This is a genomic window from Pseudomonas sp. RT6P73, from assembly GCF_054897715.1.
Genome location: NZ_JBUBUV010000002.1, coordinates 5,946,053 through 5,967,204 on the forward strand (window position 1 = coordinate 5,946,053; position 21,152 = coordinate 5,967,204).

Below are 21,152 nucleotides of genomic sequence, written 5' to 3' on the forward strand. Positions count from 1 at the left end.
TGGAGCCTTATGCCACGCTGCTTTTGGTGTTCCGAAGATCCGCTGTACATGGCTTATCACGATCAAGAGTGGGGTACGCCGCTACGCGATGCGCAGGGATTGTTCGAGTTGCTTTTGCTCGAAGGGTTCCAGGCCGGCCTTTCCTGGATCACCGTGCTGCGTAAACGTGAGCGATATCGCGAGGTGTTGTTCGGCTTCGACGTACAACGGGTGGCGCAGATGAGCGACGCGGAAATCGATGAATTGATGCTCGATCCGGGGATCATTCGCAATCGCCTCAAACTTAATGCGGCCCGTCGCAACGCCCAGGCGTGGCTGGCGCTGGAGGACCCGGTAGCGTTTCTCTGGTCCTTCGTCGGCGGCACGCCTGTGATCAATCATTTCAAGGATCGCACCGAGGTGCCGGCGGTCACGCCGGTCGCGGTGGAGATGAGCAAAGGTCTGAAAAAGGCTGGCTTCACGTTCGTCGGTCCGACCATTTGCTACGCGCTGATGCAGGCCTCGGGCATGGTCATGGACCACACCCGGGATTGCGATCGCTACGCGACACTGGCGAACGGCGGTTAGAATGGCCGCCTCGCGCACAGCACAAGATCAGGAGTGACCTGTGGATAAGTTTAAAGGCGCCTTGCTGGTAGGCGCTCTGCGGCTGTTTGCCCTGCTCCCGTGGCGGGCAGTGCAGGCAGTGGGCTCGGCCATTGGCTGGGTGATGTGGAAAACCCCCAACCGTTCCCGCGATGTGGTGCGGATCAACCTCGCCAAGTGCTTTCCGCAAATGGACCCGGCTGAACGCGAGCGTCTGGTCGGCCAGAGTCTGAGCGACATCGGCAAGTCCCTGACCGAAAGCGCCTGCGCCTGGATCTGGCCCGCCCAGCGTTCCATCGACCTGGTGCGTGAAGTCGAAGGGCTCGACGTGTTGAAGGACGCCCTCGCCTCCGGCAAAGGTGTCGTCGGCATCACCAGCCACCTGGGTAACTGGGAAGTGTTGAACCACTTCTATTGCAACCAGTGCAAACCGATCATTTTCTATCGCCCGCCCAAGTTGAAAGCGGTGGACGATTTGCTGCGCAAGCAACGGGTGCAACTGGGCAACCGTGTGGCCGCTTCCACAAAGGAAGGCATCCTCAGCGTCATCAAGGAAGTGCGCAAAGGTGGTGCAGTGGGCATTCCCGCTGACCCGGAACCGGCCGAATCCGCCGGGATCTTCGTGCCGTTCTTCGCCACTCAGGCGCTGACCAGCAAGTTCGTACCGAATATGCTCGCCGGCGGTAAAGCGGTCGGCGTGTTCCTGCATGCGCTGCGGCTGCCGGACGGTTCGGGGTACAAAGTGATCCTGGAAGCCGCGCCAGAAGCCATGTACAGCACCGACACCGAAACGTCCTGCGCGGCCATGAGCCAGGTGGTCGAGCGTTATGTGCGTGCTTATCCGAGCCAGTACATGTGGAGCATGAAGCGCTTCAAGAAGCGGCCGCCGGGCGAAGAACGTTGGTATTAACGTTAATGGCACGATCTGTGGATTAACGTTTTCTTGTAGGAGCGAGGCTTGCCCGCGAAGACGTCGTCACATCCAACATCAATGTCGGAAGTAACGACGTCTTCGCGGGCAAGCCTCGCTCCTACACAAGTTATCCACAACGGTTTATACAAGGGCGCAAAAGATGTCCGAACACCGCAAATCGTTTCGCATCAAGATCACTCACGAAAGCTTCGGCGAATGCCTAGGCCAGACCCGCAACCTCTCGACCACGGGCGTTTACGTCAAGCATCCGGGCCTGTCGTCGTTGCCTAAGGGCGCGGTGGTTTATGGGCAGGTGCAAGACTTACCCACAGGTGCGCCGCGAGTGCGCATGGAAGTGGTGCTTGTCGATGCCGATGGCATTGGCCTGCGCTACCTCTGATCAGTGCGCCTGACGCTCGAGCTTTTTCAAAAACACCGTCATTTCCTTCTCTGCCTGCTTGTCGCCATGGGCGCGGGCGGCTTTCAGGCCCTGCTCCCACGCCTGGCGGGCAGCCGCAAAGTCTGTCAGCGCCAGATGGGCCTTGCCTAACAGCTTCCAGGCCGCCGAATACTTTGGATCGAATTCGACGCAGCGCTGGAAATGCTCGGCAGCCTTGGCGTTTTCCCCAAGGTCCAGATAACCCTTGCCGAGGCCGAAGCGCAGCAATGAGTTATCCACACCCTTGGCGAGCATTTTTTCCAGGGATTCGATCATGGGGAAAATTTCCGAATGGGTGGCGTAATCGAAATCGCATCGCCAGCAAGCCGGCTCCTACAGGGTAATCGCGATCCTTTGTAGGAGCCGGCTTGCTGGCGATAGCGGTCGAACGGTTTAGAAGAAGCTAAGGCCGACATGAAACAACTTCTCCACATCCCGAATATGCTTCTTATCCACAAGGAACAAAATCACATGGTCGCCCGCCGCGATCACCGTGTCGTCATGCGCGATGATCACTTCCTCATCCCGAATGATCGCGCCAATCGTCGTGCCCGGCGGCAAACCGATGTTCTCGATGGATTTGCCAATCACCTTGCTCGACTTCTCATCGCCATGGGCAATCGCCTCGATGGCCTCCGCCGCGCCGCGCCGCAATGAGTGCACGCTGACGATATCGCCACGTCGCACGTGGGCCAGCAGCGTGCCGATGGTCGCCAGTTGTGGGCTGATGGCGATGTCGATATCGCCGCCCTGGATCAAATCCACGTAAGCCGGGTTGTTGATGATCGTCATCACCTTCTTCGCGCCCAGGCGCTTGGCCAGCAGCGAAGACATGATGTTGGCTTCGTCATCGTTGGTCAGCGCCAGGAAGATATCCGCGTCGGCAATGTTCTCTTCCATCAGCAAGTCGCGGTCGGAGGCACTGCCCTGCAACACCACGGTGCTGTCGAGGGTGTCCGAGAGATGGCGGCAGCGGGCCGGGTTCATCTCGATGATCTTCACTTGATAACGGCTTTCGATCGCCTCGGCCAGACGCTCACCGATCTGCCCGCCACCGGCGATGACGATGCGCTTGTAGGTTTCGTCCAGACGGCGCATTTCGCTCATCACTGCGCGAATATTCGCCTTGGCGGCGATGAAAAACACTTCGTCGTCGGCCTCGATCACCGTATCGCCCTGGGGCAGGATCGGCCGGTCACGGCGGAAAATCGCGGCGACGCGGGTTTCAACGTTGGGCATGTGTTCACGCAACTGGCGCAGTTGCTGACCCACCAATGGCCCGCCGTAGTACGCCTTCACGGCCACCAGTTGCGCTTTGCCTTCGGCGAAGTCGATCACCTGCAACGCGCCCGGATGCTGGATCAGGCGCTTGATGTAGTTGGTGACCACTTGTTCCGGGCTGATCAGCACGTCCACCGGAATCGCTTCGTTATCGAACAGCTCGGAGCGCGTCAGGTACGCGGCTTCGCGGACCCGGGCGATCTTGGTCGGGGTGTGGAACAGGGTGTGGGCAACCTGACAGGCCACCATGTTGGTTTCGTCGCTGTTGGTTACGGCCACCAGCATGTCGGCATCGTCCGCGCCGGCCTGGCGCAGCACCGTCGGCAGTGAGCCGCGGCCCTGCACGGTGCGGATGTCCAGCCGATCGCCGAGGTCGCGCAGGCGTTCGCTGTCGGTGTCGACCACGGTAATGTCGTTGGCCTCGCTGGCCAGATGTTCCGCCAGCGAACCGCCGACCTGCCCTGCGCCGAGGATGATGATTTTCATCCAGTCACTCCTTAAAACCCATTAACCGCGCGCGGCGGCGATCTTGATCAGCTTGGCGTAGTAGAACCCGTCGTGGCCGCCTTCCTGGGCCAGCAACTGGCGACCGTGAGGCTGCTTGATACCGGCCGCCGTGGCGAGGTCCAGTTCACGGGCGCCCGGTGTGCGAGCGAGGAAGGCTTCGATGACTTCGGTGTTCTCGGTCGGCAGCGTGGAGCAGGTGGCGTAAAGCAAGATGCCGCCAACCTCCAGAGTTATCCACATCGCATCGAGCAATTCGCCCTGAAGCACCGCCAGTGCAGCGATGTCATCCGGTTGGCGAGTCAGTTTGATGTCCGGGTGACGACGGATCACGCCAGTGGCCGAGCACGGCGCGTCGAGCAGGATGCGCTGAAACGGTTTGCCGTCCCACCAGGTGGCGGTGTCGCGGCCGTCGGCGGCGATCAGTTCGGCGCTCAGGCCCAGGCGTGCGAGGTTCTCACGCACTCGCACCAGACGCTTGGCTTCCAGATCCACCGCCACGACGCCCGCCAGTTTTGGCTCGGCTTCGAGGATGTGGCAGGTCTTGCCACCCGGTGCGCAGCAGGCGTCGAGCACCCGTTGGCCCGGCGCCAGGTCGAGCAGGTCGGCGGCCAGTTGCGCCGCTTCGTCCTGCACGCTGATCCAGCCTTCGGCGAAGCCCGGCAGGCTGCGCACGTCGGCCGGCGCTTCGAGGATGATGCCGTCCTGACTGTAAACGCATGGCGTGGCGGCGATGCCGGCCTCAGTCAGCAACCCGAGATAAGCATCGCGGGTGTGATGACGACGGTTGACTCGCAGAATCATCGGCGGGTGCGCGTTGTTCGCCGCGCAAATGGCTTCCCACTGCTCAGGCCAGAACGCCTTCAGGGATTTTTGCAGCCAGCGCGGATGCGCGGTGCGCACCACCGGGTCGTGTTCCAGCTCGGCCAGCAGCGCTTCGCTTTCACGCTGGGCGCGGCGCAAAACGGCATTCAGCAATGCCTTGGCCCAGGGTTTTTTCAGCTTGTCGGCGCAACCGACGGTTTCACCGATGGCGGCGTGGGCCGGGACGCGGGTGTAGAGCAATTGATAAAGGCCCACCAGCAGCAGCGCCTCGACATCGGCGTCGGCTGCCTTGAAAGGCTTCTGCAGCAACTTGGCCGCCAACGCCGACAAACGTGGCTGCCAGCGCGCGGTGCCAAACGCCAGGTCCTGGGTAAAGCCGCGATCACGGTCTTCAACCTTGTCCATTTGTGTCGGCAGAGAACTGTTGAGTGAGGCTTTTCCGTTAAGAACAGCAGCAAGTGCCTTGGCGGCGGCCAGACGTGGATTCATTGAGCGTCCGCCGCTTGACCGAGCACGGTGCCGACGGCGAATTTTTCACGACGGCTGTTGAACAAGTCGCTGAAGTTCAACGCCTTGCCGCCGGGCAATTGCAGACGGGTCAGGCACAGGGCTTGCGCACCGCAGGCGACAATCAAACCGTCCTTGCTGGCGCTGAGAATCTGGCCCGGTGCGCCCTGCCCTTTGGCGAGGCTCGCACCCAGCACCTTCAGCGCTTCGCCATTCAGCGTGCTGTGGGTGATCGGCCATGGGTTGAAGGCGCGAACCAGCCGTTCCAGCTCAACGGCCGGACGGCTCCAGTCGATGCGCGCTTCGTCTTTGTTCAATTTGTGAGCATAGGTGGCGAGGTGGTCGTCCTGCACTTCGCCTTCCAATGTTCCGGCGGCGAGGCCGGCAATTGCCTGAATCACGGCTGGTGGGCCCATTTCAGCGAGACGGTCGTGGAGGCTGCCGCCGGTGTCTTCAGCGGTGATCGGTGTGGTGACTTTCAGCAGCATCGGCCCGGTGTCGAGGCCCAGTTCCATGCGCATCACGGTCACGCCGCTTTCGCTGTCGCCCGCTTCGACGGCACGCTGGATCGGCGCCGCTCCGCGCCAGCGTGGCAGCAACGAGGCGTGGCTGTTGATGCAACCCAGGCGCGGAATATCCAGAACCGCTTGCGGCAGGATCAGGCCGTAGGCGACCACCACCAGCAAATCCGGCTTGAGTGCGGCCAGTTCAGCCTGAGCGTCTTCGTTGCGCAGGGTTGGCGGCTGCAACACCGGGATGTTGTTTTCCAATGCGAGTTGCTTGACCGGGCTCGGCATCAGCTTTTGCCCACGGCCCGCCGGACGGTCCGGCTGGGTGTAAACCGCGACGATCTCGTAAGGGCTGTCGAGCAGGGCCTTGAGGTGTTCGGCGGCGAATTCCGGGGTGCCGGCAAAGACGATGCGCAGTGGCTCAGTCATGGGAGCAATCTCTGAAAAGAAAAAGGCTTGCCGCAGCAAGCCTTTGAAAGAAGGGCATCAAGCGTTCTGGCGATGTAGCTTTTCCAGTTTCTTCTTGATTCGGTCGCGTTTGAGGTTCGACAGGTAGTCGACGAACAATTTGCCGTTGAGGTGGTCGCATTCGTGCTGGATGCACACGGCGAGCAGGCCTTCGGCGATCAGCTCGTAGGGCTTGCCGTCGCGGTCCAGGGCCTTGACCTTGACCTTCTGCGGGCGATCGACGTTTTCGTAGAAGCCCGGCACCGAGAGGCAGCCTTCCTGGTATTGCTCCATCTCGTCGGTCAGCGGTTCGAACTCGGGGTTGATGAACACCCGTGGTTCGCTGCGGTCTTCGGAGAGGTCCATCACGACGATACGTTTGTGCACGTTGACCTGGGTCGCGGCGAGGCCGATGCCTGGCGCTTCATACATTGTTTCAAACATGTCATCGACCAACTGACGCACTTCGTCGTCCACTACAGCCACAGGTTTGGCGATAGTGCGCAGGCGCGAGTCGGGAAATTCGAGGATGTCTAAAATGGCCATAAGCTTAATTGCTGCACGTGTGAGGTAAAGTCGGGCGATGGCCTGGCGGGTCCGAAGATGCCGGCTACCGTTGTGAAGCGTAGCTCCCTTTTCTTTTCAGAAACGAGGAGCGAGCCACGAGGGCTCTGGCGTTTCACGCGAACGCACATAATAAAGGGATTCACCGCATGAGGAAATCACTACTCGCCTTGCTCCTTCTGGCCTCGGCCGGTTTGGCGCACGGGCAAGTGCAACTCAAGGAAGGTTTTCCACAGCAATACACAGTGGTGGCGGGCGACACACTTTGGGACATTTCGGGAAAATACCTCCGGGAGCCGTGGAAATGGCCTGAGCTGTGGCAAGCCAATCCACAGATCGAAAACCCCAATCTCATCTACCCCGGCGACTCGTTGTCGCTGGTCTACGTCAACGGCCAGCCGCGCCTGACCCTCAATCGCGGGGCTTCGCGCGGCACCATCAAGCTCTCGCCACGGGTGCGCAGCTCGCCGGTGGCCGATGCGATCCCGAGCATTCCGCTGCAATCGATCAACAGCTTTTTGCTGAGCAACCGCATCGTCGACAAGGTCGAGGACTTCGACAAGGCGCCTTACATTGTCGCTGGCGATGCCGAACGCGTGCTCAGCGGCACCGGTGACCGCATCTTCGCCCGCGGTCATTTCGACCCGAATCAACCGGTCTACGGCATCTTCCGTCAGGGCAAGGTTTACACCGATCCCGACAGCAAAGAGTTTTTGGGGATCAATGCCGATGACATCGGCGGCGGCGAGATTGTGGCCACCGAAGGCGACGTCGCCACGTTGGCCCTGCAACGCACGACTCAGGAAGTGCGCCTCGGTGACCGTTTGTTCAGCGGTGAAGAGCGATCCATCAACTCGACCTTCATGCCCAGTGCGCCAAGAACCCAGATCAATGGCTTGATCATCGATGTGCCGCGTGGGGTCACCCAGATCGGCGCGCTGGATGTCGTCACCCTGAACAAGGGTCAACGCGATGGCCTGGCTGAAGGCAACGTGCTGGTGGTGATGAAAACCGGTGAAACCGTACGTGACCGGATCACCGGCCAACCGCTGAAAATTCCCGATGAGCGTGCCGGTTTGCTGATGGTTTTCCGCACCTACGACAAGCTCAGTTACGGGTTGGTACTCCACGCTTCGCGCTCGCTGGCCGTCATGGACAAGGTGCGAAATCCGTAAGCAGGCTCCACAAGTTACCAACAGAGTTATCCACAGCTTATTCCCGTTTGAACGGGGCTCATAACGATCAAGGATGATCCATGTCGCTGTCTGCCGTCACACCGGTTTCCCCCGCGGAACTGGAAGCTCGTCTACGTCTGCATCGGTTGCCGGAACTCGGCCCGGCGCGTTTCAAGAAATTGCTCGAGGCCTTCGGCTCGGCGTCAAAAGCCATCAGCGCGCCCGCCAGTGCTTGGCGTTCGCTGGGTTTGCCACTGACGTGCGCCGAGGCTCGCCGTGCCAGTGAAGTGCGCGATGGCGCGAGCCACGCATTGGCCTGGCTAGAGCGTCCGGGCCAGCATTTACTGATGTGGGACCAGCCTGAGTACCCGGCGTTGCTGGCGGAAATCAGTGATGCGCCGCCGCTTTTATTTGTGGCAGGTGATCCGGGCATCCTGGAAAAACCGCAATTGGCGATGGTCGGCAGTCGTCGCGCCTCGCGGCCGGGCATGGACACCGCGGCTGCGTTTTCGCGCAGCCTGGCCAGCGCCGGTTTCGTCATTACCAGCGGTCTTGCGCTGGGCATCGACGCCGCTGCGCATCAAGCCGCGCTGGACGTCGGCGGGCGAACGGTCGGGGTACTTGGCACGGGACTTGAAAAGTTTTATCCACAGCGCAATCGGCGGCTGGCCGATGCCATGATCGCGTCGGGCAGCGCGGTGCTTTCCGAGTTCCCGCTGGACGCCGGCCCCAGCGCCAGCAACTTCCCTCGGCGCAACCGGATCATCAGCGGTTTATCCCTCGGAGTGTTGGTGGTCGAGGCAAGTGTCGCCAGCGGCTCATTGATCACGGCGAGGCTGGCAGCGGAACAGGGGCGTGAGGTGTACGCGATTCCAGGGTCGATCCATCACCCTGGCGCCAAGGGGTGTCATCAGTTGATCCGCGACGGGGCAATGCTGGTGGAAACCATCGAGCATATCCTCGAAGCCTTGCGCGGCTGGCAAAGGCTGCCGTTATCCACAGAGACGCTGCAAGCACCCACTCATCCACTGCTTCTGTTGCTTCACGCCGCGCCCCACACCAGTGAAGCGTTGTCGGTCAGCAGTGGCTGGGCCTTGTCCAAAGTCTTGGCAGCGCTGACAGAACTGGAAATGGATGGCCAGGCAGTGTGCGAAAGCGGGCGCTGGTTTGCTCGGGTGAGCTAGGTTTTATAAGGAAGATCGGTAAACTGCTCAGAGCCTTATTCCGGAGAGTTTTTCATGGTCAACAATTGGCGTGTGCAACAAGCCGCACAAGCCGTTCGCTCAGGGGCGGTGATTGCCTATCCAACCGAAGCGGTCTGGGGCCTGGGTTGCGATCCGTGGGACGAAGCCGCGGTTTCTCGTCTGCTGATGATCAAGGGCCGGTCTATGGAAAAGGGCCTGATTCTGGTGGCCGACAATATTCGTCAGTTCGACTTCCTGTTCGAAGACTTTCCCGAACTGTGGATGGACCGGATGGCCAGCACTTGGCCGGGGCCGAACACCTGGCTGGTGCCGCATCAGAATTTGTTGCCCCTGTGGATTACCGGTATGCATGAAACGGTGGCGCTGCGCGTTAGCGACCACCCGCAGGTGCGGGATTTGTGTGCGATGGTGGGGCCGTTGGTGTCGACGTCGGCTAACCCTCAGGGCCGGCCGGCGGCGCGGACGCGGATTCGTGTCGAGCAGTATTTCCGTGGGCAGGTGGATTTTATCCTCGGCGGTAACCTGGGCGGGCGCAAAAATCCGAGCGTGATTCGCGATCTCGCAACGGGGAATGTAATTCGCCCGGATTGAGACCGCGTCATCGTTCTTCGCGGGCAAGCCTCGCTCCTACAGGACCCCGGTCGTTCACATAATTCGTGTTCGACCGCAGGCCTGTAGGAGCGAGGCTTGCCCGCGAAGATGCCCTCAAGGCAACAAAACAGTCGAGCCAGTGGTACGCCGCGCCGACAACTCGGTCTGCGCCTTCGCCGCTTCAGCCAACGGATACTTCTGGCTGATGTCCACCTTAAGCTTGCCGCTGATGATCATTTCAAACAGCTCATCCGCCATACGCTGCAAATTTTCCGCATTGTTTGCGTAAGTCGCGAGTGTCGGCCGGGTCACGTACAACGAACCCTTTGCCGACAATATCCCCAGGTTCACCCCATCCACTGCCCCGGAAGCATTGCCGAAGCTCACCACCAGACCCCGTGGTGCTGCGCTGTCGAGCGACGTCAGCCAAGTGTCTTTGCCGACGCCGTCGTACACCACCGGGACTTTTTTGCCGTCGGTCAATTCCAGTACGCGTTGTGCGACGTTTTCGTGGCTGTAGTCGATGGTCGCCCACGCGCCGTTGGCCTTGGCCAGCGCGGCTTTCTCCGGCGAGCTGACCGTGCCGATCAACTTCACGCCCAAGGCCTTGGCCCATTGACAGGCCAGGGAACCGACACCGCCCGCAGCGGCGTGGAACAGGATGGTTTCGCCGCCCTTGAGTTCATAGGTCTGACGCAGCAGGTATTGCACGGTCAGGCCTTTGAGCATCACGCCGGCAGCCTGTTCGAAGCTGATGGCATCCGGCAGGTGTACCAGATTGGCCTCAGGTAAAACGTGAACGTCGCTGTAAGCGCCCAACGGGCCGCTGCCGTAAGCCACGCGATCGCCGACCTTGAAGCGGGTCACTTGGCTGCCCACTGCCTCGACAACGCCCGCACCTTCCGAGCCCACGCCCGATGGCAGGGCGGGCGGCGGATAGAGACCGCTACGGAAGTAGGTGTCGATGAAGTTGAGTCCGATGGCCTTGTTGGTCACGCGAACCTGCTGCGGGCCGGGCTCGGCGGGTTGATAGTCGACATACTCAAGCACTTCGGGGCCGCCATGGGCGCTGAACTGGATACGCTTTGCCATCCGAACTCTCCTTAGATCATTTTGCCAAGCTCCCTATCGGACTCCTAAGCTTGATCTTCGTCAACTGCGGCGGTGCAAGGTGCAGTGTTATCCTACGCAGCAATTTGCCGCCGGCCGTTAAACGCCGCGCAGCTTTGCCCGATTCAAGGTGATGACATGACGACCCGCACCGAGGCCGTAAAAGCCTACCTGCTCGACCTGCAAGACCGTATTTGCGCTGCCCTGGAAGCTGAAGACGGTGGCACGCAATTCGTCGAAGACGCCTGGACCCGGCCTGCCGGTGGTGGCGGTCGCACACGAGTGATCGAAAACGGCGCTGTGATCGAAAAGGGCGGCGTCAATTTTTCCCACGTGTTTGGCAGCGGTCTCCCACCGTCCGCCAGCGCCCACCGACCCGAATTGGCCGGCCGTGGCTTCGAAGCTTTGGGCGTGTCGCTGGTGATTCACCCGCACAACCCGCAGGTGCCGACTTCCCACGCCAATGTGCGCTTTTTCATCGCTGAAAAAGAAGACGAAGAGCCGGTCTGGTGGTTCGGCGGCGGTTTCGACCTGACCCCTTATTACGGCAATGAAGAAGACTGCGTGCACTGGCACCGCGTCGCCGAGCAGGCCTGCGCGCCGTTCGGTCCGGACGTCTATCCGCGTTACAAGGCCTGGTGCGACAGCTACTTCCACATCAAGCATCGCCACGAACCGCGGGGCATCGGCGGTCTGTTTTTCGATGACTTGAACGAATGGGACTTCGACACCAGCTTCGCGTTCATGCGCGCCATCGGTGACGCCTACATCGAGGCTTACCTGCCGATCGTGCAGCGCCGCAAGAACGATGCGTTCACCGCCAAGCAGCGCGAATTCCAGGAATTCCGCCGTGGCCGCTACGTCGAGTTCAACCTGGTTTACGACCGCGGCACGTTGTTCGGCCTGCAATCGGGCGGGCGCACCGAGTCGATCCTCATGTCCCTGCCCCCGCAAGTGCGCTGGGGCTACGACTGGAAGGCCGAGCCGGGCAGCGAAGAAGCACGCCTGACTGAATACTTCCTACAAGACCGCGATTGGTTGGCCAAGGCCTGAACGAGGAATTCTGATGGATCGTTACGTCGTATTCGGTAACCCGATTGGCCACAGTAAATCGCCGCTGATCCATCGCTTGTTCGCCGAGCAAACCGCTCAGCAACTGGACTACAGCACCTCGTTGGCGCCACTCGACGACTTTTCCGACTTCGCCCGAGCGTTTTTCCTCGAAGGTCGCGGGGCGAATGTGACGGTGCCGTTCAAGGAAGAGGCCTATCGCCTGGCCGACAGTCTGACGGAGCGTGCGCAGCGCGCCGGCGCGGTCAACACCCTGAGCAAACTCGCCGACGGCAGTTTGCTGGGCGACAACACCGACGGCGCCGGGCTGGTGCGGGATCTGACGGTCAACGCCGGCTTCAGCCTCAAGGGCAAACGCATCCTGCTGCTCGGTGCTGGCGGTGCGGTGCGGGGTGCGCTGGAACCGTTGCTGGCCGAGTTTCCGGAGTCGGTGATCATCGCCAACCGCACGGTAGAGAAAGCCGAACTGCTGGCGGAGTTGTTCGCGGACCTGGGGCCGGTGTCGGCCAGCGGTTTCGACTGGCTGCGGGAATCGGTGGACTTGATCATCAACGCGACGTCCGCGAGTTTGTCGGGGGATGTACCGCCGATTGCCAGCAGCCTGATCGAGCCGGGCAAGACGGTGTGCTACGACATGATGTACGGCAAGGAACCGACCTCGTTCTGCCGCTGGGCCAGTGAACACGGCGCGGCGGTGGCGATGGACGGCCTGGGGATGCTCGCTGAACAAGCGGCGGAAGCGTTCTTCCTGTGGCGCGGCGTGCGCCCGGACACCGCGCCGGTCCTGGCAGAACTACGCCGTCAGCTCGCCGCATAAACCTTGTAGGAGCGAGGCTTGCCCGCGAAGGCGTCCTCAAGAATGCCAAAGGCTTCGCGGGCAAGCCTCGCTCCTACAGGACGGTATTTCAATCCTCAAATCGGATCGGGCATTTCTCTGCGCCTTCAAGCTTGCGCAACTCCTCCACCACCTGCGGCCGCGCGCGCCGCAAGGTCAGGCTGCGATCCTGCTTGAGCAGCCGTCGCGCTTCCTGATGCAGCATTTCCACCCCTGAATAGTCGATAAAGTTGATCTGCTGCGCCTCGATCACCACGCGCGCGCCGTGCATTCGTTGCAGGCGCACTTGCAGGTAATGGCTGGCGCCGAAAAAGATCGAACCGCCGACCCGCAGAATATCTTCATCGCCCTCGCGCCAATGCTGCACGCGGGGTTGCGAAGTACGCTTGAGGTAGAAGAACAGCGAAGCCAAGACCCCGGCATAGATCGCGGTCTGTAACTCCAGCAACAGCGTGGCGACACAGGTCAGCGCCATGACCAGGAACTCGGCGCGGCTGACCCGTAACAGCGCGCGAATACCCCGATGGTCCACCAATCCCCAGGCGATCAACAGAATGCTGCCGGCCATGGCCGGGATCGGAATGTGCGCAATCAACTTCGCGCCGAAGATCGCAAACAACGCCACCCACATCGCCGAAAAAACGCCGGCCATCGGTGAGCAGGCGCCCGCTTCGTAGCTCAAGCCCGAGCGGGTGAAAGAACCGGCTGACAGCGAACCAGAAAAAAACGCCCCGACCATGTTCGAAAAACCCTGGGCGCGGACTTCCTGATTGGCGTCGAGCAATTGCTGTGAGCGCGACGACAAGGAACGGGCAATCGACAGACTCGTCACCAGCGCGAGCATCCCCACCGCCACGGCGCTGGGCAGCAGGCGCAGGATCAGATCAAGGTCCAGCGGCAGCGGACTGAAGGGCGGCAACCGCCCGACAAACGCGCTGACCAACTTCACATGGCCGAACATCGACGGCCACAACCACACCAGCAGTCCGCTCAGCACCAAGGTGATCAAGAGCGTCGGCCAGCGTGGCAGCAGTAATTTCAGGACCACGCCCACCCCGACGGTGGCCAGCCCCAGTATTAGCGAAGGTTTATCCACAAAACCGAGATGTCTGAACACCATTAAAAAACTGTCCAGTGCGGTGGACTGATTGGGCAGGTCCAGCCCCAGCAGGTTCGGCAACTGGCCGATGGCAATCACCACCGCTGCGCCGAGGGTGAAGCCCAGCACCACCGAGTGCGAAACGAAATTCACCAGAGCGCCAAAACGCAGCAAACCGAGCAGCCACTGGAAAATGCCGGCGAGCAGCGTCAGCAGCAGGATCAGGGTGACGTAGTCCTCTGACGCGGGAACGGCCAGAGGACTGACACTGGCGTACAGGACGATGGATATCGCCGCTGTAGGACCGCAGATCAGATGCCACGACGAACCCCAGAGGCAAGCGATCAGCACCGGGATGATTGCGGCGTACAGGCCGTATTCCGGCGGGAGACCGGCGATCAGGGCGTAGGCAATGGATTGCGGCAGCGCAAGAATGGCGCCGCTGAGGCCAACGATCAGGTCACGACCGACGCTGGCACGGGTTTGCCGTGGCAACCAGGAAAGGAAGGGGAAGAGTGAATGGCGGCTGGGGAAGGCCATGGGTCCTCTCGGTTGAGAATTTTGCGCAAGGGTATCAGGACAGACAACGATCCTTCCCCCTGTAGGAGCGAGGCTTGCCCGCGAAGAACGATAACGCGGTTTTTCAAAAGTACCGCGTTATCGTTCTTCGCGGGCAAGCCTCGCTCCTACAAGGGCTGGTTAGAGTTTGGCTTTTACAGCCGACAACGCATCCTTCCCATCCACGGTCTTCACGCCATCCAGCCATTTATCCAGCACGGCGGGGTTGGCCTTGATCCACGCCTTGGCCGCATCGGCATTGCTGACTTTCTTGTTCACCACCTCGGCCATGATGCTGTTCTCCATCTCCTGGGTGAAACTCAGGTTGGTGAGCAGCTTGCCAACGTTCGGACAGGCCTGTGCATAACCTTTGCGGGTGAGTGTATAAACGCTGCCGGTGTCGCCGAAGTACTTCTCGCCGCCCTTCAGATAATGCATTTTCAACTGCACGTTCATCGGGTGCGGCGTCCAGCCGAGAAAGGTCACGAACTTCTGTTTCTTCACCGCGCGGGACACTTCGGCCAGCATGGCCTGCTCGCTGGACTCCACCAGTTTCCACTGGCCCATGTCGAAGTCGTTCTTCTTGATGATCTCTTGCAGCGAGATGTTCGCCGGGGCGCCCGAGCCGATGCCGTAGATCTTTTTGTCGAACTTGTCGGCGTATTTGTTCAGGTCGGCAAAGTTATGCACACCCGCGTCCCACACATAATCCGGGACCGCCAGGGTGAATTCGGTGCCGTCGAGGTTCTTCGCCAGTTGAGTGACATCGCCCGTGGCGACGAACTTGTCGTAGAAGCCCTGCTGCGCCGGCATCCAGTTACCGAGGAACACGTCGACTTGGCCATCCTTCAACCCGCCAAAGGTGATCGGCACCGCGAGGGTGTCGACCTTGGCCTTGTAGCCCATGCCGTCCAGCAGAAACCCGGTAATGGCGTTGGTCGCGGCGATATCGCTCCAGCCTGGGTCGGCCATTTTCACCGTGTCGCAGCTCTCGTCGGCAAACGCCGATGCACTGCCTAGAGCCAGTAGCCCGACCGTCAGTACTGTGGATAACTTTTGCATGGACTTCCCCTTAACATTATTGGTTTTGGCAGGGTTGTGGATAACGTGCTTTGCGCTCCAGATCGTCGAGGTCGATGTGATTGCGCATGTACTGCTGACTGGCGTCCACCAGCGGCTGGTGATCCCAGCTCTTCAGCTTGCCGATGGTGAGTGCGTTGGCGACGAAACGCCGGCGCCGTTGACTGTCGAGCACCTGTTGGTGAATCGCCGGAATGTCCCATTTGGCTCGTGCTTCGGCCAGAAATTCTTCGAACAGCAGCCGATGTTGCGCCGATTGACTGAGTTCTTCTTGTTCGCGCGGGTCGTTGTGTACATCGAAGAGTAGGCAAGGGTCGTCTTCGCTGTAGATGAATTTGTAAGCGCCGCGCCGGATCATCATCAAAGGACTGATGGTGCCTTCGGCCATGTATTCGCCGAAGACTTCGTCGTGACCGCCCTGCCCTTGCAGGTGCGAGACCAGCGAGCGGCCATCCAGCGGCAAGCCTGGCTCCAGCGAACCGCCGGCCAGCTCCACGAAGGTGGGCAGCAGGTCGGCAGTGGAAACGGCGGCGCTGACTCGGCCGGCCCCGAATTGTCCCGGAGCGCTGATCAACAGTGGCACGCGAGCGGCCATTTCGAACCAGTGCATTTTGTACCAGAGCCCGCGCTCGCCGAGCATGTCGCCGTGGTCGCCGGAGAAAACAATGATGGTGTCGTCGATCAGCCCGGTTTCTTCGAGTGTTTGCAGGAGTTTGCCGACGTTGCTGTCGATATAGCTGCACGCACCGAAATACGCACGGCGCGCATCGCGAATCTTATCCACAGGCAGCGTCTTGTCCCACAGGTCATACACCTTGAGCAAACGCCGGGAGTGCGGATCGAGTTCGGTTTGCGCCGGGGTTTCGGGCAAAGGGATGTCGGCGTCGTCGTACATATCCCAAAAAGCCTTGGGAATCGTGTACGGGTCGTGTGGGTGAGTCATCGACACGGTCAGGCAGAACGGCTGATCGCCCTCCTCGCGGATGTGATCGAACAGGTATTGCTGGGCCTTGAACACTACCTCTTCATCGAAATCCAGCTGATTGGTGCGCACGCACGGCCCGGCTTGCAGCACCGAAGACATGTTGTGGAACCAGGTCGGACGCACGTTCGGCTCATCCCAGTTCACAGACCAGCCGTAATCCGCCGGGTAGATGTCACTGGTCAGGCGTTCTTCATAGCCGTGCAGCTGATCCGGACCACAAAAATGCATCTTGCCCGACAGCGCGGTGCGGTAGCCGAGTCGACGCAGGTAGTGGGCATAAGTCGGTACATCGGCGGGGAAATCGGCCGCGTTGTCGTAGGCGCCGATCTTGCTCGGCAACTGACCGCTGACCAGGGTGAAACGCGACGGCGCGCACAGCGGGCTGTTGCAATAAGCGGCGTCGAACACCACGCCTTCGGCGGCGAGGCGGCTGAGATTAGGTAATTTGATGGGCGAAGGACCGTAGAACGGCAACATTGGCGCGGCCATCTGATCGGCCATGATGAAAAGAATATTCTTGCGCTTCATGTGATCGCGACATTCCATAGTGAATATTTATGCGAGAGTGCTGCGATCGAGCATGGAGTCCACTCACGTTGTGGTAAAGCCCATGCACGGCAATGACTAGGATAAGCACAGCTTATGTATGACGCCCTTGGTGATTTGTCCCTGGACCTGCTTCGTGCCTTTGAAGCGGCGGCCCGTCAGCGCAGCTTTACCGCCGCTGCGGTCGAACTCGGCACCACGCAGCCGGCTATCAGCCAGCAGATCAAACGACTGGAAGAACAACTCGCCACGCGCCTGTTTGATCGCATCTATCGCGGCATTGAACTGACGGAAGCTGGAACCATACTTTTCGAGCAGGTTCAGCTCGGTTTGCAGAATATCGACGCAGGCTTGAGTGCAATCAGCGCACAGCATCAACATGAGGTCTTACAGGTAGCGACCGATTTCGCCTTCGCCGCGTATTGGCTGATGCCGCGTCTGCACCGGTTTCATGCTGCCAATCCTCAGGTGGATGTCAGCCTGGTCACCAGCGAGCGCAGCCACAACATGCTGCGCACGGATATCGATGTCGCGGTGTTGTTCGGCGAGGGGCGATTCAAACAGGGTGAAAGTCACTGGCTGTTCAGCGAAGAAGTGTTTCCGGTGTGCAGCCCGCTGTTATTGAAAGACCGCCCCCTGCCCTTGCCGGCCCAGTCATTGCTGGAATTCCCGTTGCTACATTTGCGGGGTGAAAACAGCAGTAACTGGTTCGACTGGAGCGGCGTATTTCGTGAGTTAGGGATCACGTCGGCGCCGGCCCCCGGGCAATTGCGCTTCGACAACTACACGTTGCTGATTCAAGCGGCGATCGGCGGCCAGGGCGTTGCGATCGGCTGGCGGCACCTTGTGGATAACTTGCTGGCGCAAGGTCTGTTGTGTCGACCGATTGCCGACACGGTGATCTCCAGGCTCGGCTATTACGTGGTCTTGCCCCAGCGAAAACGGCGTGGGGCACTGATTCAACAGTTTGTGGATTGGTTGATGGCTGAACAGGCCAGCAGCGCCCAATCCCTGAACGGTTTACCGCTGCCGTCTATCGCGGTGTAGGGTCGGTCGAAACGAAGTTCACGTGTTCGCGAACGTGAAGATTGAGCTGCAGCTCATCGGCAATCCCCACCGCCACGCGGTTCAACCGTTCAAGCGGTTCAGCGAGACCCGGCTCAAGGCTGCTGCTGATGTGGCTGAAATGTTCGATCGTCAGCCCCGGCACGCCACGAGGCGCATTCACCAGGGTCCAGTGCAAGGCACTGGTTTGCAGCGCCTCAAGGATTTCTTCAGCGGCATGCCGCTGAAGGGGATTCAGCGCTTCAGCCTCGGTTTCGTCGAGTTCGGCGAAATCCCCCACCAGGAACAGTCGGGCAATGCCCGCCGCCTGCATGCCCTCGATCAGGGCATCCACTGCCAATACCTGCTCGACCGGGCCTGGCACGATGGTTTTTTCCACGTACTCGCTGTTGAATGGCAGCCCTGGTGCGTCCAGCAGGCAAATAACCGCCGAACTGCCCGCCACGCTTTGCTTGACCCGTTCAGGTTCGAACAGATCGCCGGTCTTGGTGCGCAAACCCGGGCGCGGTGGGAGCGCCGTCAGGTCATCCAGAATCGCGATCACTTCATGTTGGCGCCGCAGCATTTCAGCCATCAGCGCACTGCCCAGGCTACTCATGGCACCATAAAGCACCACCTTCACCACCGGGGTTTCGGCATTTTTCATGGCTGAGATTCCTTGTTCTATATGGCGTGTGACCTGTAGACATCGGTGAGGGTTCGACTGGGTTTCAGAGGGTTTCAGATGCAAGAGATCAAGGGTTACCACGCCCATGTCTACTTCGACGCCGGCAGCATTGATCAGGCGCGAGCGCTGTGTGAGCAAGCCACGCACGTGTTCCCGCTGAAAATGGGCCGCGTGCACGAACGCCCGGTGGGCCCGCACCCGGACTGGAGTTGCCAATTGGCGTTCGGGCCGGAGCTCATCGGTGACGTGCTGCCGTGGCTGGCGCTTAACCGCAAGGGTTTGGTGGTGTTCCTGCACCCGGACACCGGCGACGATTTGCTGGACCACACCGAGCACGCGATCTGGATGGGCGCGATCCGGCCGCTGGATCTGTCCATTTTTTGATCAGAGGTTTTCTTCGGCCTCACTCGGCAAATGCTCGTCCAGGTGCAGCCAGGGCAATTGGCTGTCGGTCCAGATATGCCGCTCGGCCGGGGCCTGCTCCGGGTGATCGAGGGTGGCGATGGTCACGTCGATGCTCTCGGGGCTGAGGTGCGTGGTGAGGGCAAGTTGTGCCCCACAGGTCGGGCAGAAATAGCGCACGCAGGTTGTTGAAGATTCGTACTGCGCCGGTGTCCCTGTCAGCCATTTGAAGGCTGACGCGGGTACGGTTATCCAGGTCGTCACGATCCCGCCGCTGACTCGCCGGCAGATTGAGCAATGGCAGTGGGCGATGTCATGCAATGGACCACTGAATTGATAGCGCAGCTGTCCGCAGTGGCAGCCGCCTGTGTGAAGTTCGTTCATTACATATCCTCCTGTTGTGTCTGTACCGACGCCATCGCGGGCAAGCCCGCTCCCACAGGTTTTTGCGGCGAAGCTGCTATCTGCGGTACACACAGATCATTGTGGGAGCGAGCCTGCTCGCGATGGCCTCAACTCGGTTTAACACCCTGCCCCAGTCCGACGACCGGTTGCACATCCGGTCAATGCTTTCACCAGCGAAAGCTGGCTGAAAGCTTCCCCGATTAGGATCGCCCCCACTGCCGGCAAAAGACCGGTCGGCCAATGCCAGTGTTTTATCGCTCGCACAGCCCATTTAACAACAACAATGGTGATTCTGATGTCCTCTGCTACCCGCCGCTTCGCTGCAACTCCGCCCGTACGCCTCGTGCTTCCCGTTCTGCGCTGACCCCACCCGGTTCGCCCATTCCCTAGCCGCGCTACGCCTGGAGTATTTCCCATGCTGACTTTCCTTGGCTTCGCCATGGTCATCACGTTCATGTTCCTGATCATGACCAAGCGCCTGTCGGCGCTGATCGCCCTGATCATCATCCCAATCGTCTTCGCCCTGTTCGGTGGTTTCGCGCCGAAGATCGGCCCGATGATGCTCGAAGGCATCACCAAGCTTGCGCCGACCGGCGTGATGCTGATGTTCGCCATTCTGTATTTCGCCCTGATGATCGACTCCGGCCTGTTTGACCCGGCCGTGCGCAAGATCCTCAAACTGGTCAAGGGCGACCCGTTGAAAGTGTCGGTCGGCACCGCCGTGCTGGCGCTCGTCGTTTCCCTCGATGGTGACGGCGCGACCACTTATATGATCTGCGTGGCCGCCATGCTGCCGCTCTACAGCCGTATCGGCATGAGCCCGCGGATCATGGCCGGTCTGATCATCCTCGCCGGTGGCGTGATGAACATGACCCCGTGGGGCGGCCCGACTGCGCGTGCGGCCAGTGCGCTGCACGTGGACCCGTCGGACATCTTCGTACCGATGATTCCGGCGATGGCTTTCGGTGTCCTGGCCATTCTGGCCATCGCGTACTTCTACGGCAAACGTGAACGTGCGCGTCTGGGTGAACTGCACTTGGTGGGCGACGAAATCGACCACAGCGAAATCAGCGTTTCGCAGTTCCCGGATGCCCGTCGTCCAAAGCTGATCTGGTTCAACGGTGCCCTGACATTCGCACTGATGTGCACCCTGATTGCCGGTCTGTTGCCGCTGCCGGTGTTGTTCATGGTGGCGTTCAGTATTGCCATGATCGTCAACTATCCTTGCCTGCAACAGCAGAAGGATCGCGTGGCGGCTCACGCCGGTAGCGTGCTGGCGGTGGTCGGTCTGATCTTTGCCGCGGGCATTTTCACCGGTATCCTGACGGGCACCGGCATGGTCGATGCCATGTCGAAAAGCCTGCTGGCGGTGATCCCTGATTTCCTCGGTCCGTACCTGGCCGTGATCACCGCGCTGGTGAGCATGCCGTTTACGTTCTTCATGTCGAACGACGCATTTTATTACGGCGTGTTACCAGTACTTGCCGAAGCAGCCAGTCATTACGGTATAACCGCGGTTGAAATGGCACGTGCCTCGATCGTCGGTCAGCCCGTCCACTTGCTGAGCCCGCTGGTACCATCGACTTACTTGTTGGTGGCCCTGGCCGGTATCGATTTCGGTGACCATCAGCGCTTCACCCTGAAATGGGCAGTGCTGGTGTGCATGTGCATACTGGTTGCAGCATTGCTGATGGGGATCTTTCCGCTGTTCAGCACTCTATAAGCCCAAGACTCACCACAACGGGTCCAGGCTTCGCTGTTTGAAGCCCGGGCCTTTTGTGGTT

22 protein-coding genes are annotated in these 21,152 nt (G+C 60.3%); 11 read left to right on the top strand and 11 right to left on the bottom strand.

All coding sequences use genetic code 11. The features are described 5' to 3' along the window. Positions 1–9: 9 nt before the first annotated feature. The 3 genes from tag (at position 10) to ACYZT6_RS27390 (ending at position 1,898) form a co-directional block, all read left to right on the top strand. Entirely contained in the window at positions 10–567 is a 558-nt protein-coding gene (tag, locus tag ACYZT6_RS27380) for a DNA-3-methyladenine glycosylase I (RefSeq protein ID WP_462029369.1), read from the top strand. A gap of 40 nt (positions 568–607) precedes the next feature. Further along, positions 608–1,495: a lysophospholipid acyltransferase gene (locus ACYZT6_RS27385; RefSeq protein WP_462029370.1), complete on the top strand. Its 888-nt coding sequence runs from the start codon at positions 608–610 to the stop codon at positions 1,493–1,495. 163 nt (positions 1,496–1,658) lie between these two features. Beyond that, a complete protein-coding gene (locus ACYZT6_RS27390; RefSeq protein ID WP_094469847.1) occupies positions 1,659–1,898 on the top strand; it encodes a PilZ domain-containing protein in 240 nt (79 codons plus the stop codon). Here ACYZT6_RS27390 and ACYZT6_RS27395 read toward each other — a convergent pair whose 3' ends face one another. The 5 genes from ACYZT6_RS27395 to def form a co-directional block, all read right to left on the bottom strand. Beyond that, the gene (locus ACYZT6_RS27395) at positions 1,899–2,213 is read right to left on the bottom strand and encodes a tetratricopeptide repeat protein (protein WP_462029371.1); all 315 of its coding nucleotides are present in this window, start codon (positions 2,211–2,213) and stop codon (positions 1,899–1,901) included. It abuts the gene before it with no gap. A gap of 117 nt (positions 2,214–2,330) precedes the next feature. Further along, positions 2,331–3,704, bottom strand: coding sequence for a Trk system potassium transporter TrkA (gene trkA, locus ACYZT6_RS27400; RefSeq protein WP_462029372.1), 1,374 nt, complete (start codon positions 3,702–3,704; stop codon positions 2,331–2,333). A gap of 21 nt (positions 3,705–3,725) precedes the next feature. Next, positions 3,726–5,036, bottom strand: coding sequence for a 16S rRNA (cytosine(967)-C(5))-methyltransferase RsmB (gene rsmB / locus ACYZT6_RS27405; protein ID WP_462029373.1), 1,311 nt, complete (start codon positions 5,034–5,036; stop codon positions 3,726–3,728). Continuing rightward, entirely contained in the window at positions 5,033–5,992 is a 960-nt protein-coding gene (gene fmt, locus ACYZT6_RS27410) for a methionyl-tRNA formyltransferase (RefSeq protein WP_462029374.1), read from the bottom strand. Before fmt ends, rsmB begins: the two co-directional genes overlap by 4 nt. A 57-nt stretch (positions 5,993–6,049) precedes the next feature. Next, complete coding sequence (gene def, locus ACYZT6_RS27415; protein WP_010465519.1) at positions 6,050–6,556, bottom strand: peptide deformylase; 507 nt, start codon at positions 6,554–6,556, stop codon at positions 6,050–6,052. Positions 6,557–6,723: 167 nt separating this feature from the next. Between def and ACYZT6_RS27420 the strand changes: the two genes are divergently transcribed. The 3 genes from ACYZT6_RS27420 to ACYZT6_RS27430 all read left to right on the top strand — a co-directional run bounded on the left by ACYZT6_RS27420 (position 6,724) and on the right by ACYZT6_RS27430 (position 9,545). Further along, the gene (locus tag ACYZT6_RS27420) at positions 6,724–7,749 is read left to right on the top strand and encodes a LysM peptidoglycan-binding domain-containing protein (protein WP_462029375.1); all 1,026 of its coding nucleotides are present in this window, start codon (positions 6,724–6,726) and stop codon (positions 7,747–7,749) included. An 80-nt stretch (positions 7,750–7,829) separates the two neighbouring features. Then, entirely contained in the window at positions 7,830–8,933 is a 1,104-nt protein-coding gene (gene dprA / locus ACYZT6_RS27425; protein WP_462029376.1) for a DNA-processing protein DprA, read from the top strand. 54 nt (positions 8,934–8,987) lie between these two features. Further along, positions 8,988–9,545, top strand: coding sequence for an L-threonylcarbamoyladenylate synthase (locus ACYZT6_RS27430; protein WP_462029377.1), 558 nt, complete (start codon positions 8,988–8,990; stop codon positions 9,543–9,545). 114 nt (positions 9,546–9,659) lie between these two features. Here ACYZT6_RS27430 and ACYZT6_RS27435 read toward each other — a convergent pair whose 3' ends face one another. Continuing rightward, entirely contained in the window at positions 9,660–10,637 is a 978-nt protein-coding gene (locus ACYZT6_RS27435) for an NADPH:quinone reductase (protein WP_462029378.1), read from the bottom strand. Between the two features lie 156 nt (positions 10,638–10,793). Between ACYZT6_RS27435 and hemF the strand changes: the two genes are divergently transcribed. Both hemF and aroE read left to right on the top strand, forming a co-directional pair. Next, positions 10,794–11,708 carry an oxygen-dependent coproporphyrinogen oxidase gene (hemF, locus tag ACYZT6_RS27440; RefSeq protein WP_462029379.1) on the top strand — a complete coding sequence of 305 codons (915 nt, stop codon included), beginning with the start codon at positions 10,794–10,796 and terminating at the stop codon, positions 11,706–11,708. A 13-nt stretch (positions 11,709–11,721) separates the two neighbouring features. Then, positions 11,722–12,543: a shikimate dehydrogenase gene (aroE, locus tag ACYZT6_RS27445; RefSeq protein WP_462029380.1), complete on the top strand. Its 822-nt coding sequence runs from the start codon at positions 11,722–11,724 to the stop codon at positions 12,541–12,543. An 88-nt stretch (positions 12,544–12,631) separates the two neighbouring features. Here the strand turns inward: aroE and ACYZT6_RS27450 are convergent, their stop codons facing one another. The 3 genes from ACYZT6_RS27450 to betC form a co-directional block, all read right to left on the bottom strand. After that, positions 12,632–14,200 carry a SulP family inorganic anion transporter gene (locus tag ACYZT6_RS27450; RefSeq protein ID WP_462029381.1) on the bottom strand — a complete coding sequence of 523 codons (1,569 nt, stop codon included), beginning with the start codon at positions 14,198–14,200 and terminating at the stop codon, positions 12,632–12,634. Positions 14,201–14,359: 159 nt separating this feature from the next. Next, on the bottom strand, positions 14,360–15,280 hold the full coding sequence (choX, locus tag ACYZT6_RS27455) for a choline ABC transporter substrate-binding protein (protein ID WP_462029382.1): 921 nt from the start codon (positions 15,278–15,280) through the stop codon (positions 14,360–14,362). A 16-nt stretch (positions 15,281–15,296) separates the two neighbouring features. After that, positions 15,297–16,811, bottom strand: a complete 1,515-nt coding sequence (gene betC, locus ACYZT6_RS27460) for a choline-sulfatase (RefSeq protein ID WP_462029383.1) — start codon at positions 16,809–16,811, stop codon at positions 15,297–15,299. 114 nt (positions 16,812–16,925) lie between these two features. Between betC and ACYZT6_RS27465 the strand changes: the two genes are divergently transcribed. Next, positions 16,926–17,876 carry a choline sulfate utilization transcriptional regulator gene (locus ACYZT6_RS27465; protein WP_462029384.1) on the top strand — a complete coding sequence of 317 codons (951 nt, stop codon included), beginning with the start codon at positions 16,926–16,928 and terminating at the stop codon, positions 17,874–17,876. Here ACYZT6_RS27465 and ACYZT6_RS27470 read toward each other — a convergent pair. Beyond that, positions 17,863–18,540, bottom strand: coding sequence for an NAD(P)-dependent oxidoreductase (locus ACYZT6_RS27470; RefSeq protein WP_462029385.1), 678 nt, complete (start codon positions 18,538–18,540; stop codon positions 17,863–17,865). The genes ACYZT6_RS27465 and ACYZT6_RS27470 overlap by 14 nt on opposite strands. Before the next feature lie 78 nt (positions 18,541–18,618). Here ACYZT6_RS27470 and ACYZT6_RS27475 point away from each other — a divergent pair, with 78 nt between their 5' ends. Then, positions 18,619–18,945, top strand: coding sequence for a DOPA 4,5-dioxygenase family protein (locus ACYZT6_RS27475; RefSeq protein ID WP_462029386.1), 327 nt, complete (start codon positions 18,619–18,621; stop codon positions 18,943–18,945). Here the strand turns inward: ACYZT6_RS27475 and ACYZT6_RS27480 are convergent, their stop codons facing one another. Beyond that, complete coding sequence (locus tag ACYZT6_RS27480) at positions 18,946–19,347, bottom strand: GFA family protein (RefSeq protein WP_462029387.1); 402 nt, start codon at positions 19,345–19,347, stop codon at positions 18,946–18,948. Between the two features lie 436 nt (positions 19,348–19,783). Here ACYZT6_RS27480 and ACYZT6_RS27485 point away from each other — a divergent pair, with 436 nt between their 5' ends. After that, complete coding sequence (locus ACYZT6_RS27485; RefSeq protein ID WP_461956445.1) at positions 19,784–21,091, top strand: CitMHS family transporter; 1,308 nt, start codon at positions 19,784–19,786, stop codon at positions 21,089–21,091. Positions 21,092–21,152 lie beyond the last annotated feature (61 nt).